At 63.3% G+C, this 13,219-nt stretch carries 9 protein-coding genes; 2 read left to right on the top strand and 7 right to left on the bottom strand.

The window, feature by feature from the left end; translation table 11 throughout:
- Positions 1-36: 36 nt before the first annotated feature.
- The 3 genes from ACLQ7E_RS13020 to ACLQ7E_RS13010 all read right to left on the bottom strand — a co-directional run bounded on the left by ACLQ7E_RS13020 (position 37) and on the right by ACLQ7E_RS13010 (position 2,420).
- A complete protein-coding gene (locus ACLQ7E_RS13020; protein ID WP_411733000.1) occupies positions 37-1,596 on the bottom strand; it encodes an ATP-binding protein in 1,560 nt (519 codons plus the stop codon).
- Positions 1,596-1,817: a hypothetical protein gene (locus tag ACLQ7E_RS13015; RefSeq protein WP_411732999.1), complete on the bottom strand. Its 222-nt coding sequence runs from the start codon at positions 1,815-1,817 to the stop codon at positions 1,596-1,598. The genes ACLQ7E_RS13020 and ACLQ7E_RS13015 overlap by 1 nt, the downstream gene beginning before the upstream one ends.
- Positions 1,818-2,081: 264 nt before the next feature.
- On the bottom strand, positions 2,082-2,420 hold the full coding sequence (locus ACLQ7E_RS13010; RefSeq protein ID WP_411732998.1) for a hypothetical protein: 339 nt from the start codon (positions 2,418-2,420) through the stop codon (positions 2,082-2,084).
- Positions 2,421-3,123: 703 nt separating this feature from the next.
- Between ACLQ7E_RS13010 and ACLQ7E_RS13005 the strand changes: the two genes are divergently transcribed.
- Positions 3,124-4,293, top strand: a complete 1,170-nt coding sequence (locus tag ACLQ7E_RS13005; protein ID WP_411732997.1) for a glutamate--cysteine ligase — start codon at positions 3,124-3,126, stop codon at positions 4,291-4,293.
- 277 nt (positions 4,294-4,570) lie between these two features.
- On the opposite strand, the gene ACLQ7E_RS13000 is transcribed toward ACLQ7E_RS13005, so the two are convergent.
- The 3 genes from ACLQ7E_RS13000 to ACLQ7E_RS12990 all read right to left on the bottom strand — a co-directional run bounded on the left by ACLQ7E_RS13000 (position 4,571) and on the right by ACLQ7E_RS12990 (position 9,397).
- A complete protein-coding gene (locus ACLQ7E_RS13000) occupies positions 4,571-6,034 on the bottom strand; it encodes an amino acid permease (protein WP_411732996.1) in 1,464 nt (487 codons plus the stop codon).
- A gap of 385 nt (positions 6,035-6,419) precedes the next feature.
- On the bottom strand, positions 6,420-6,977 hold the full coding sequence (locus tag ACLQ7E_RS12995; RefSeq protein WP_411732995.1) for a TetR/AcrR family transcriptional regulator: 558 nt from the start codon (positions 6,975-6,977) through the stop codon (positions 6,420-6,422).
- Between the two features lie 101 nt (positions 6,978-7,078).
- On the bottom strand, positions 7,079-9,397 hold the full coding sequence (locus ACLQ7E_RS12990; protein ID WP_411732994.1) for an aminotransferase class III-fold pyridoxal phosphate-dependent enzyme: 2,319 nt from the start codon (positions 9,395-9,397) through the stop codon (positions 7,079-7,081).
- Positions 9,398-9,613: 216 nt separating this feature from the next.
- On the opposite strand from ACLQ7E_RS12990, the gene ACLQ7E_RS12985 reads away from it, so the two are divergent.
- Entirely contained in the window at positions 9,614-10,201 is a 588-nt protein-coding gene (locus tag ACLQ7E_RS12985; protein WP_411732993.1) for an SDR family NAD(P)-dependent oxidoreductase, read from the top strand.
- 19 nt (positions 10,202-10,220) lie between these two features.
- On the opposite strand, the gene ACLQ7E_RS12980 is transcribed toward ACLQ7E_RS12985, so the two are convergent.
- Positions 10,221-13,199: a Tn3 family transposase gene (locus ACLQ7E_RS12980; protein WP_411732992.1), complete on the bottom strand. Its 2,979-nt coding sequence runs from the start codon at positions 13,197-13,199 to the stop codon at positions 10,221-10,223.
- Positions 13,200-13,219: the final 20 nt, after the last annotated feature.

Genomic DNA, 13,219 nt, shown 5'->3' with positions numbered 1-13,219 from the left:
CCAGGCCCCGGCGGGGGAAGACCGGGGCCCGGAGGGCTATTGCGGGGCAGGAAGGGTGAGAGTGACGGTGGTGCCGTGGCCGTGGCCGTGTTCGCTGGTCAGGGTGATGGTGCCGTGGTGGGCTTCGATGATGTTCTTTGTGATGGGCAGTCCCAGGCCGGCTCCGGGGATGGCGGCCTTCCGAACGATGTCGGAGCGGAAGAACCTGATGAACGCTTCATGCAGGTCCTCCGGTGTCATGCCGATTCCTGTGTCGGTGATCTCCACCATGATGTGCTCGGTCGTGTGCCGGGCGGAGACGGCGACGTGTCCGCCGTCGGGGGAGAACTTGATGGCATTGGACAGCAGGTTGTCCAGGACCTGGCTGATCCGCAGCGGATCGAGGACCGCGGGCAGGGTGGGCGGTATGTTGGTGGTGATCGTGACGTTGTTGCCCTGTGCGCTCAGTGCCGCGGAGCAGATGCTGTCGTGGATGAGCACGGCCAGATCCACGTCCCGTGGTGCCATGGCGCTGCCGGCGGTGGCGGTGGCGAGCAGGTCATTGACCAGCCGCAGCAGACGTTCGGAATTGCGCAGGGCAACCTTCAGCGGGGCAGCGATCTGCCCGGGAAGGTCGGGGTCGTCCAGGACCAGGTCGAGGTATCCGACGATGGAGGTCATGGGTGTGCGTAGTTCATGGGAAACGTTGGCGAGGAAGTCATCCTTGGCGGCCACGGCGTCGATCAGCCGCGTGACGTCGCTATAGGCGACGACAGACCCGGTGAATTCACCGGGTTCGGACACGGGCCGTGCCGAAACGCTCAAGGCCCGCTGGTCGCCGGGCGGGCCGATCCAGATGAGCGAATCGGAAAATGATTCGCCCCGTGCGGCCCGCAGCAGCGGAATGTCCTGGGACACCAGCGTGGTGCGGTCGGGGCCGCAGACAAGCAGCCCGGAATCCGTCCCGCCACCCGCACCGTTGGGTGTGGCGTGATCCAGGTCGCGCTGGTAGCGACTGTTTTTCATGACGGGGTTTGCATCGGTGTCCACCACTGCGATGCCGATGTCGACGGTGTTCAGGATGGTTCTGAGCAGGGATTCGTTCATGCGGCTTTGCCGCAGGGATATGCGCAGCTCATTCTCGGATTCGGCCAGGGCGTTCCGGTGGGCGGTGGTGTCGACTTCGGCTTCCTCGGCACGGCGCAGGGCGCCCTCAAGCTCACGCTCATAGCCGCGGCGATACGCGGTGCCGAGCACGGTGATGCGGTCCACGGCCGGTTCCCCCTCGGTCGGTGTTGAGCGGGTGACCGAGACCAGGGCGGGGTGGCGATGTCCGTTGCTGCCCACGATGTCCAGGGCCAGGTCGCCGCAGGCGCCGGTGGTTGCCAGTTGGGGCAGGACATGGGTGGCATACATGATCCTGTCGCCCACGGGAAACAGGTCGAGCAGGCTTGTGCCCTGCACCGCGGCCCGTTCCAGGCCCGCCCAGTCAAGAAAAGTGTCATTGGCCGCGAGTATGTTCGCGTCGGTGCCGGTGACGAGGTGGCCGGTCGGCGCCGGGTGGAACATTGCCTCGAATTCCGCCGGGAACGATGCCTCGGAGTGTCCGGATGCCATTAGCGATCGCCTCGACGTCCGGGTTCGATTTGCCGGGAACGTCCTGCCACCAGGTGGCTCGGGGTGGCATCGGCGGCTTCCCGCGGTGAACCCACCTGCGGGATGTCGGCGGTGGCGGTGAGCTGGACCGGCGTGCCTCGTGGCTGTTTCTCCCGCAGGTACCGGCCGATGCGGAACGGGGCCGGCAGGTCATCGAGGTATTGGAGGGTCAATGGGTGCATGGTGACTCCTTGGGCAGGTGGTGGACAGCGGCGGGGCAGGGGAAGCGAGGGGGATTGCCGGGGGACCAGTGGGCGGCCCGGCGGATTATTGCTTCCGGTACCGCCACGCTTTCAGGGGTGTCAGGTGTCCCCGTGAGGGCCAGCGCCATGGAAGCGGCCCAAACCGGGACAGGTATGTTGGTGCGTGTCAGGATCTCGGTCATCGGAGAATCACTCTCGGTTCGGGATCGGGTCGCATGGTGGCGACGGACCGGATGCCGGTGGTCATTGGCGGGATGTGTGTGCTAGGTAGTGCAGGTGCACGGTGGCGTTCTGGCATGCGTCCTGGGTCCTGGGCTTGTTTTTGGAGCCGATGGATGCCCCGGAGAAGGCGGCCGATTGCCCCACCCCCAGCGTGCGATTGACCGTCATCCGGCGATCGAGGAGGGTGTAGTCCGTGGGATCGCACGGACCTTTGGCTGAATGCTGCTTAACGGCGATCGACCTGATTTCCACGTCGACAGTGGTGATGTGGATGCCGGCGGAACCGGTGTTCACGACCTCGCGGTGATGGGCACGGGGAGAAGGTGTTGGCCACGAGAGGCTCCCCTGATTGGCATGCATGTGGCAGGCAGCCTCGACGCCGTTTTCCGTGGGGACCGCCCCCCTTGGGTGAGATGTATCTCATAAGTGAACCACAGTATTTCAAATAGGCAGAGTAAAATGCGGATCCGTGTGTTCGGGATTCACCATCTCTCCTTCCGGCAAGGAGAGCGGAGCAGGGAGGGCATTGCAATCGGGGCGTCGCGGATTCCCGATCTGGTCAACTGTCGGATGGTTGGCGGAGGAGTGTTGCCCTGTGGGCGACCGGCCAAGGAGCGTCGGGGCACCGGTGTGCGTCCGGGAGCTGTTTCCCGCGGGTGGTTCGCTGTCGTGCCGGGGCCTTCCTCTGCCGGTTTTCCATCTGGCATGATGTGCCGTGCGAGGGCCGGGCGCCGGGGTCTGTCCCGGCTGGGGAGTGCAAGCGAATTCGGCTTTCCCTACTTGCGCGTTCCAGCCGTCCACTTCACGGGACAGAGCGTCGCGGTGGGGGAACCGCGAAGGGGACGCCCTTTTCTGTTGGCCACTCCGGTGTTTGTTGACCTGTTCGATGCCAATTGGCAGGACGAACTGTCCGGCTTCGGGCTCGCCTGTGGAGATGGGGACGAGCCCGTTTACTTTTATGTCTTGGCCCGTTTGGGTGAAGATCTGGCCTGTGCACCGGGCCTGCGAAGGCCTGTCGTTAGGAGTGTAATCCGCTGTCGATTTAGTGGTCCACAATTAGCAGGTGCGTACCTTTGGTGTTGAAGAAGAATTCCTGATCGTGGACCCCGTCAACGGGGTCCCCCTGCCCCTGTCCGCGGAGGTGATGGGCCTCCACGGCGCAAGCTCGCGGGCGACCGGCTCTTCCTCCCGGCAGATGCTGTCCGCAGAGCTGCACCAGGAACAACTCGAAGTCATCACGCACCCGCACAGCAGCCTGGCCGGTCTCGCCACGGAGATACTTGACGGGCGCGCCTACGCCGACTCGCTCGCCCGAAAAGCAGGTGCGAGGATCGTCGCCCTGGCCACCTCTCCGCTGGCGGTCTCACCCCATCCCACCAGGAACGAACGCTATGACGCCCTGGTGGAAAAGTATGCCCTGACGGCGCGCGAGCAGCTTACGTGCGGACTCCATGTCCACGTGTCCGTCGGCTCGGATGAGGAGGGCGTGGCCGTCCTGGATCGCATCAGGTCTTGGCTGCCCTCGCTCATGGCGTTGAGCTCAAATTCCCCGTTCTGGAACGGCCAGGACAGCGGCTACGCCAGTTTCCGCACGCAGGCTTGGAACCGGTGGTCCTCCGCCGGTCCGATGGAGGTCTTCGGGTCGGCGTGGGCCTACCACGCGCTGGTGGCGGACATTTCAGCCACCGGAGTGGTCATCAACCCGGATTTTGACGCCCGTCTCTCCGCCCGGCACCCCACCGTCGAGATCCGGGTGTCCGATGTTTGCCTTGATCCACGCGACACCGTCCTGATCGCAGCCCTGGTGCGAGCCTTGGTGGAGACCGCCGCCCGGGAGTGGGAGGCCGGAGCGGAACCCGACAGGGTTCCAGCCATCGTCCTGCGGCAAGGTGTCTGGATGGCCAGCCGGTGGGGCGTCCGCGGCGAACTGCTTCACCCCGTAACCCACAGGCCGGACACCGCGAGGAATGTAATTTCGGCACTCCACGACCATGTGCGGGATGCCCTGAACGAGTCCGGGGACGCGGCCTACGTTGAGGAAGCCCTGGAACGGATCCTCAACAACGGAACAGGGGCCAGTTGGCAGCGGCAGTCCTACGAAAGAAACGGGCTACTCTCAGACGTCGTCGCCCACGCCATCTCTTTGACGCACCAGGAATCCGCCGACTACGACCCCTCGGGGAACGGTTCCCCGCGCTGGACACGGAAACTTCAGGTTGAAGCCGTGGTTTAGTCGCCAAACGAAGATGGCGGTCGTGCAAGTCGATGGCGAGGCCTCGCTCGACGGCCTCCTTCACGGCAACTCCGAGCCAGGGGGCAACGTGTTTTGGGAGTCAGCGGCATTCATGCGGGGCAGTACCGAAAAGGCGATGCCCGGCACTTGCCTGCACAGCCCCGAAAACATGCGGGGTTGAGCAGGCGAGTGCGGAAAATGACGGTATTCAACTGTCAGATTTTTGGTCGCCAGATGCCGCGGCGGGGGATCAGTTGAAGGGATGCCCCACTGAGGCCTAGGTTTCCCCGTGTGGCAGCACCACGCGTTCGTCGTGGCGCGGGCTGTTCGGATTCATGAGTGAGTGCTTGCGGCCGTAGAAGAAGTAGATGGCCAGGCCGACCACCAGCCAGACCCCGAAGCGGAGCCACGTTTCCCAGTGCAGCTGCAGCATCAGGAAACCGGAGGCCAGCACGCCGAATGCAGGGACCACCGGCATGAAGGGGAGCCGGAAGGTCCGTGGGGCATCGGGCCTCTTGTAGCGGAAGATGATGACGGCGAGGCAGACCACCACGAAGGCGGCCAGGATGCCGATGTTGGTCAGGTCCGCGACGGCCTTGATCGGGAAGACGCCGGCCAGGAACGCGGAGGCGATGCCCGCGATCCAGGTGACGCGCTGCGGGGTGCCGTGGCGGTCGGTCTTGGCGAACCAACCCGGCAGGAGCCCGTCGCGGCTCATGGAGAACCAGACGCGGGTGACGCCGAGCAGGAACGTCAGCATCACGGTGAGGATCGACAGGACCGCGAACACGGAGATGATCGTGGCGATGACCGGAAGCCCCACGCCGTTGAATGCGGAGGCGAATCCCGCCGTCGGGTCGATGTCCCGGTAGTTCTGCATGCCGGTGAGCACCAGCGTTGCGGCGACGTAGAGGAGCATGGCGATGATCAACGAGAAGATGATGGCCTTGGGCATGTGTTTCTTGCCGTCGGTGGACTCCTCGGCCGCGGTGCTCATGGCGTCGTAGCCGAAGACCGCGAAGAACACCGTCGCGGCGCCCGCCATTACCGGGCCGAATCCGCTGGGCATGAACGGGTCGTAGTTACCGGTGTTGATGTAGAAGATGCCCAGGCCGATGATGAACAGGATCAGCACGACCTTGATCGCGACTGCAACCAGTTCGAATCGCCCGAAGGCCCGGGTGCCGCGGGAGAGGATCCACGTCACCAGGACACAGACCACGATGGCAGGGATGTTGACGATGCCGCCCCGGCCCTCGTCCGCGGTGGATGCAGCCCAGTCGGGCATGTCCACGCCGATCCCGGCGAGGAAGGCGTCGAAGTAGCCGGAGATGCCGATGGCCACCACCGCCACGATGGCGATGTACTCGAGCAGCAGATCCCAGCCGATGAACCAGCCGATGATCTCCCCGAGGGCCACGTATCCGTAGGTGTAGGCCGAGCCGGCGCGGGGGATCATGCCGGCGAATTCCGCATAGGACAGGGCTGCCGCCGCCGATGCCAGGCCGGCGATCAGGAAGGAGATCAGGACGGCTGGGCCGACGCCGGGCTCGGTATCGCTGCCGTGGGCCACCAGGCCGGCCAGGGAGAAGATGCCGACGCCGATGATGCCGCCGACACCGATCGCGGTCAATTGCCACAGTCCGAGGGACTTGGCCAAGCCGCTGTGTTTGCTCTCTTCCTCGATTTCATCGATCGGCTTCCGCCGCATGATTGACTGCGATTTGTCTTTGGCGTTCATGAAGGACTCCTGAGTCGACGTGTCCAGCATTTCGGCCGCCTCGTGACGCAAGCGGTCTCGTCAACCCAGTATGCGAGCCTAGCCGCCATTTATAAAGACCCACATCGCAGGCCGGTCGGTGGGCGCGGGTCGGCCGACGTCCTAGATCGTGAGCCGCAGTGCCACTGTGTCGCCCCCACCTTTGTGCGAGACCGGCGCAGGACGTGAATGCTGATGCCAGGCCTTTCTCGAAATGTCGTACAACTCTTGGAGTCCTCGTGGAACTGGAGGCCGCCATCAAGCAGAATCATCACGGACCGGGATACCGCCGAAGGCGATGTGCTGCCGATTCGGCTCAATGCCTCCGGGCCACCGGCCACCGGCCGATGCCCGACCAACGGCAACGTCAGCGGCGGGCGATGGCTTCCAAGAGCTGACGGAACGCGGTGAGCCGACGATCGGCCGTCGACGGATCGCGTGAAGCATCGATCCCTGCCTCGCGAATCGCACCGACAAGCAACGCGGCAATCGCCTCCACATCAATGTGAGGTGCAACGTCGCCGGAGTCCTGGGCGCGGCGCAGCCCATCAACAAGCGCATTCAGGGTGCGCTGCGAGCCAATGCCTCTACGCTGCATGCCTACGAGTTGTGGACCCGAAACGTTGTAGAACAGGCCCAGTTCCCTCGTGGTGGCCAGTTTCAGCATGGCGCGCGGGTAGGCGCAGAGTTGTTCGATCCAATCTGTCTGCTGTGCGGCGTCCCGTTCTGCGTCGATGATCAGGTCGTGACCCACCAATTGGTAGGTTTCGGCGAGGAGCGCCGTTCTGCCCGCGGGGAAGTGCGCGTACAAGGTGGCGCGCGAGGTTCCTGCACGCTTGGTGATGCGCTCGATGGTTGCCGCGTCGAGCCCTCCTGCACTGATGATCCCGATGACCGCCCGAACCAGGTCTCGACGGGTCCGCATTTGCTGGCGCTGTCTGAGCGTGATTGCGGGCTCTTCAGACGCGGAATCGAACCCATCGCTCGCTGGCACGTCACTGGCCGAGGGAGAATCCGTTGCCACGCTCATGCTCGTTCGACCAATGCCGGAGCCTCGGCATGGAGCGCGGCGTCGAGGGCATCGATGACCCGATCGAGCTCGTGCTTTTCGATGACCAGTGGCGGACGGATCTTGAGCACGTTATCGTGCGGGCCAATTCGACTGATCAGGATGTTCTCGCGCAGCAGCGCCTCAACAATGTTCTTGGCCAGTGGGGCATTGGCTTGACCCTGCTCATCGACGAGGGCCAGTCCGAAGAACAAGCCACGTCCCTTGGCTGCCGCAACGCTCTTGTGCTTCGTTGCGATTGCGCCGAGGCGCGCTTCCACATGACGGCCAAGATCCCCTGTGCGGGCCACAAGGTCTCGATCCTTGATCTCGCCCAACACGGCTCGGCCGGCTGCTGCTGCCGCGGGAGTTCCGGCGAACGTATTGAAGTACATGTTGGCGCTGCTGAAATCATCCAGCACTTCCTCGGTGGTGATGACCCCGCCCATGGGGTAACCATTGCCCAGGGGCTTGCCCAAGGTAACCAGATCAGGGTTGATTCCGGTTGCCTGGTGTCCCCACCAGACATCGCCCAGGCGTCCGAGGCCAACCTGGACTTCATCGGATATGACCAGGCCGCCGGCGGCATGGATCCGTTCGGTGAGGTCTGCCAGGTAAGACTCCGGGAGCCGTGGCAGTCCCTCCGTGGAGAAGGCAGGCTCGATCAGCAGGGCCGCGAGTCCGTGGCCGTCCTTTGCGAGTGAGGCAATGGCGGCGTCGATCTGGGCGAAGGCTTGGCCAAGCAGTTGGTCCGGATCCGCAGCCTGCTCCGAGTCGAGATCCGGGATGCCAATGACTCGAACGTGTTCTCCGAAGGGCTCGGAGACGGGTAGCCCGGTGGTGAGCGCAGCAAGGGAGATCGTGTTGCCGTGGTAGCTGTGATCGGTGACGATCACGCCACGCCTGCCGGTCCGATGCCGGGCAATGCGCAGTGCGAGTTCATTGGCCTCCGAACCGCTGTTGGTGAAGTACACCCGGTTCAGCGGTTCGTCAAAGGTGGCGAGCAATTCCTCGGCGTAGTCGATCACCGGCTCACTGAGGTAGCGAGTGTGGACGTTGTAGGTTCCGAGCTGTCGGGAAACCGCGTCGGCAACCCGCGGATTCGCGTGTCCCACCTGCGGAACGTTGTTGTAGGCGTCGAGGTACCGTTGCCCATCGGCATCGGTCAGCCAGACCCCTTCGCCGGCAACAAAGTGTCGCGGCCGGTCGTAGAAGAGCGGCGAGTATGGGCCGATGGTCTTCGCCCGTCGAGCGAGCAGTTCGTTGTCACGGTCGGTCAAGGCAGTCTCCTTCGCAGGGGTGGACGGGTTGATGAACTTGCGGCAAAGCTCCAGAACGGCCGGGAGTGCCTCGGCGCGCAGGAAGGCACTGGTTTCAACCTCGGGTCGGTCCGCTGCCCACCCGAGGTAGGTCAGCCCCCGGGCGAGAACGAGGGCATCGAGCGCCGCCCGTGCAGCCTCGGGGATTTCCATGTGCCTTTCGTAGGCAGCCAGAAGCGCGCCCTTGTATTCCTGGGCCCGCGGATGGCGGTGGTACCAGAACAACACCGTCGCGATGTCAAAGAGCCACCAGCCCTCACCAAAGTCGTCGAAGTCGATCAGCGTGAGGTTTCCCCGGGCGGTGAGGACATTCTCGGGACTGAAGTCGGAATGGATCACTCCATACACATCGGAGCCGGTACCGAGGCCAGCCAGGACCTGGCGAATCGAGTCCATGGCCGAGTCGATCAGGGCGCGGTCCGCGGCGGAACCCGCCAGCCCGCGAGGATCACCCCAGAGCGGCGATGGACCAACCAGCCCGTCGGCATCCCAGGGGTCACGTGAATAGCCGTGGATTCGACCGACCTGGCGGGAGACCCGGTGGAAGCGTCCGCACAGATCCCCGAGCTGCTCAAAGACCTCAATGTCGGGATCGTCCTGGCCAATCAGTGCAAGGTCGGCGTTGCCCAGCGGAGTCGAGTCCTTGACCCACCATTGGACATCCACTTGATGAGCCGTTCCCAGGTCGTCCCGCACGACGGCGAACAGGTCGCCGTCCCGGGAACGGCGGACCTCCGGGACGGGGAAGCCGGTTTCATGCAGGGCAACCACATACGCATTTTCGGTGCGGACCTGCTCATCGGTGCGGTGCCCGTGGCGATGAATCCGAAGCGCATAGCACCCGTCGGGATCCGCAACGCGGAATACGACGTTCTCCCGATGCTTCACAAACTCGATCTCCGCATCGCCGGCGATGGAGAAGGACGGTAGGGCACGCCGGGCCAGTGAAAGCGCCTCTTCGCGGGACAGCATCGACATGGTGGTCCTTTCAACGGTGTCCTCTTGGACTGAACTTGGAATCTGGAACCAATACTCGCAGTGCGGAAGCCGGCACGGAATAGCGTTCTGGTTTCCAGAATCAGATTCTACTAACTGGAACGCTATTCACATGGTCTGCGTCACATCGGTAGATTCGCTTCACGCCGTTCACACCGGGACGGCGCCCGGGACTAAACGAAAGGAACCTTGGAGACCATGAACGAAGCTGATCACTTGGGCATGCCGCAGCGGGTGGTGATCACCGGCGGTTCCTCCGGCATCGGGCTGGCCGTGGCAAAGTACTTCCTCGACAATTCGGCCAGCGTCGGCATCATCGGGCGGGACTTGGCGAAACTGAATCATGCGGCGAAGGAATTGGCTCCGGCATCGCCGGACCGGTTGGCCGTGGCCCGAGCCGACGTGAGCGAGGAAGACGAAGTTCAGGCGGCGATCGAGGCGCTGGCCGAACGGCTCGGCGGAATCGACCTTGTAGTCGCCTCGGCCGGAACCGACGGAGAAATGGGCACCGCGTGTGAGGACCTGACGGCAGCATCGTTCCGCGAAGTGCTCGACGTCAACGTGGTTGGAACGTTCCTGGCCGTCAAGCACGCCTTGCCGCATCTGAAGCTATCCGCCTCGGCGAGCGTCGTGATCGTGGGGTCTGATTCAGGCTTCGTTTCGGTACCCGGCATGCTGGCGTACAACGCATCCAAGGGAGCCCTCGTGCAGATGACACGGGCACTGGCCGTTGAGCTCTTTGACGCCCACGGAATTCGGGTCAACAGTGTTTGGGGTGGCTTGTGAAAAAGTGAAATATCCGACGCTAAGGTCTTCTCGAGCGCCGTAGCGGCCTGTATTTGCCGGGTTTGATCTTGTTGGTGCGTGGCCAGGTGTAATCGCCGGTTAGGTTGATATGTTCCCATCCCAGGGGCGAGAGGAACCGCAGCAGCTCAGGGTCCGTGGCGTTACCCTCCTGATCCAAGGTGGTGATCGTTCGGTCAAGGTAGACCGTGTTCCAGAGAACGATGGCCGCGGTGAGAAGATTCAGCCCCGAGGCCCGGTAGCGCTGCTGCTCAAAGGATCGATCGCGGATCTCTCCCAGACGGTTGAAGAACACCGCCCGGGCCAGGGTGTTCCGTGCTTCTCCCTTGTTCAGGCCGGCCGTGACCTTGCGGCGCAGGTCGGGATCTTGGAGCCAATCCAGCAGGAAGAGAGTTCGTTCCAATTTGCCCAGTTCCCGCAGCGCGGTGGCGAGTCCGTTCTGGCGTGGATAGGCGCCGAGTTTGCGCATCATCAAGGATGCGGTCACGGTGCCGGTCTTGATGGATGTCGCCAGGCGGAGGATTTCATCCCAGTGCGCGGTGATGGTCTGTGTGTTGATGGTGCCGCCGACCAACGGCGCCAACGTCGACAACGCAGGATCATTGGTGGGCGTGTAGAGACGGGTGTCGCCGATGTTGCGGATCCGGGGCGCGAACCGGTATCCAAGTAAGTGCATGAGGGCGAAAAGGTGGTCGGTGAACCCTGCGGTGTCGGTGTAGTGCTCCTGGATCGCCAGATCGGACTCGTGATACAGCAACCCGTCCAAGACATAGGTCGCGTCACGGTCACCGACATTGATGAGTTTGCTGTGGAAGGGCGAATATTTATCCGAGACGTGCGTGTAGATCATCCGTCCGGGCTCGGCCCCATATTTCGGGTTCACATGCCCGGTGGATTCGGCATGGCTGCCGGCACGGAAGCGCTGCCCGTCCGAGGACGAGGTGGTGCCATCGCCCCAGTGCGCCGCGAAGGAGTGTGCGTGCTGGGCATTGACCAGCTCGGCCAGGGCGGCACTGTAGGTTTCATCCCGGATATGGGAAGCCTGCTGGCGGTCCAATTGGGCATAGGTGACGCCGGTGCATGATTCGGACATCTTGGTCAATCCCAAGTTGATTCCGTCGGCCAGGATTGCGGTGAGCAGGAGCTGTTTGTCCTTGGAGGGTTGGCCGGACTTGAGATTGGTGAAGTGTCGGGTGAAGTGTCGGGTGAAGCCCGTCCAGCCATCAACTTCCATCAACAGGTCGGTGATTCGTATCCGCGGGAACATGGCGCTGGCCTGATCGATCAAGGGTTGGGCGTGTTGTGGCACGATCGTCTCGAGCGGGGTGATCTTCACGCCGTTTTCCGTGATCAGCACCCCGGCCAGTTCATCACGGGAGGCCAGCGCGTTGACTTGGTGCAGCCGTTCGCTGAGCAGAGCAAGACGGTCCTTGAGATATTCTTCGCCGCCATTGGTTGTGACCAGGGGCAGTTCCCCGGCGTTCTTCATGGCCGTGTAGTCGGAGCCGGCCAGCAGGTAGTCATCGAAGTCGCGGAATTGCCGGGAGCCGGTGACCCATATGTCTCCGGACCGCAGCGCATTCTTGAGTTCCGCCAGGGCGCAAAACTCGTAGAATCCACGGTCTGTGCCGTTCTCGGTGAAAACCAGAGGCTTCCACCTGGCCCGGATGAACGACGTGGGTGCATCCTCCGGGATCTTTCGGGCACCGGCGGTATTCATGGTGCGGATGACCTTGATGGCGGCCAACAGGTCCTGCGCAGCTGGGGCTGCCTGGAGGTCAAGGACGGCAAGAAATGCCGGGGTGTAGCGGCGCAGAGTGGTGAAGTGTGCACTGACGAGGGAGAGGTGGTCCTCGCGTGCGGGCCGGGTCAGTTCCTTGGCTTGGGCGATGCTTTCGGCCAAGGATTCCCAGCCAATGGCTGTGTCGATCGCGGCGAAGGGATCCTCCCCGTTCTCCTTGGCTGCAATCAGGGCATCGCCGAGCTTGAAGTGCAGGCGCATCATGGCTGCGACGGTGGCACGGGAGGCCAGGGTGTTCTGGTTTTGTTTGTTCCGGGCGGTGCGAATGATCCGGCCAATAATTCGATCATGCAGATCGATGATTTCGTCGGTGACCGTTGCCATGCTTTCCACGGACATCGCGAACAGGGTCGCATACCTGCGTCCGGGTTCAAACTTGGCCAGGTCTGCCGCGGTCATCGATGCGCCCTCGCGGGCCAACTTCAGCAACCTGTTCCGGTGCACCAGTTTGCCGGCATCCCAGGGCAGGCAAAGAGCACGCCAGGTGGTGAGCCGGTCGATGTGCTCGTTCATCGCCCGTGCGTTGGGTCGCAGTGGTGCCTGCCGCAGCCAGCCGATTTCGGTCAAGGAACTATCGGTGCGGCGAAGCAACAAACCATCCAGACGACCTCGGTGCTCGACGGAGAGTTGGTCTCCCAAGATGGCGTAGATTCGCCGGTTCGCCCGGGTCAGCGCCTGCGCGCAGGCCCTTTCAATGATCCCCACCCCGGGCGAGGCAACCTTCCTTGAGCGCAGGAAGTCCCGTGCGCCTTCGACCAAGACAAGGCCCTTGTCAGTTTGTGCGGCCACCTCGCCCACGTGTTCCACGAGCTGACGAAAATCCGCGATTCCAAATGCAGACATGCCCAGATACGCGCGAAGCTCCCGTCCATGCTCTTGCCGCGTTTCCCCACGTGTCCCATATTCATCCCAGGCTTCGGCCGAGATCGTCAGGCGGGCCGCGACCCAGTCGATCATTTCAGTGGGCACTTCGGTGTCGTCGGCCAGCGCGATACCCGGGTGCCGAAGCAGACACAGCTGGATGGCAAAGCCCAACCGGTTGGCATCTGCGCGGCGTTGGCGAATCAACGACATGTCCGCTTCGCTGAGTGTGTAGTGGGCAGCCAGGTCCTCGGTGCCGGTGGGGATTTCAAGGACTTGGCCGCGTTCGGCAGTCGTGAGCAAGGAACGCAGGGCCATGTCAGAAATCCTTGTTCGTT

The organism is Paeniglutamicibacter sp. (assembly GCF_046714615.1).
GTDB lineage: Bacteria > Actinomycetota > Actinomycetes > Actinomycetales > Micrococcaceae > Paeniglutamicibacter.
The sequence above is the reverse complement of the archived record's forward strand: the minus strand, read 5'-3'. Positions and strand labels throughout refer to the sequence as shown.

Coding starts and splice junctions, on each gene's coding strand:
- ACLQ7E_RS13020 (WP_411733000.1), bottom strand. CDS start 1,596: ATGGCATCCGGACACTCCGAGGCATCGTTCCCGGCGGAATTCGAGGCA.
- ACLQ7E_RS13015 (WP_411732999.1), bottom strand. CDS start 1,817: ATGCACCCATTGACCCTCCAATACCTCGATGACCTGCCGGCCCCGTTC.
- ACLQ7E_RS13010 (WP_411732998.1), bottom strand. CDS start 2,420: ATGCATGCCAATCAGGGGAGCCTCTCGTGGCCAACACCTTCTCCCCGT.
- ACLQ7E_RS13000 (WP_411732996.1), bottom strand. CDS start 6,034: ATGAACGCCAAAGACAAATCGCAGTCAATCATGCGGCGGAAGCCGATC.
- ACLQ7E_RS12995 (WP_411732995.1), bottom strand. CDS start 6,977: ATGCGGACCCGTCGAGACCTGGTTCGGGCGGTCATCGGGATCATCAGT.
- ACLQ7E_RS12990 (WP_411732994.1), bottom strand. CDS start 9,397: ATGTCGATGCTGTCCCGCGAAGAGGCGCTTTCACTGGCCCGGCGTGCC.
- ACLQ7E_RS12985 (WP_411732993.1), top strand. CDS start 9,614: ATGAACGAAGCTGATCACTTGGGCATGCCGCAGCGGGTGGTGATCACC.
- ACLQ7E_RS12980 (WP_411732992.1), bottom strand. CDS start 13,199: ATGGCCCTGCGTTCCTTGCTCACGACTGCCGAACGCGGCCAAGTCCTT.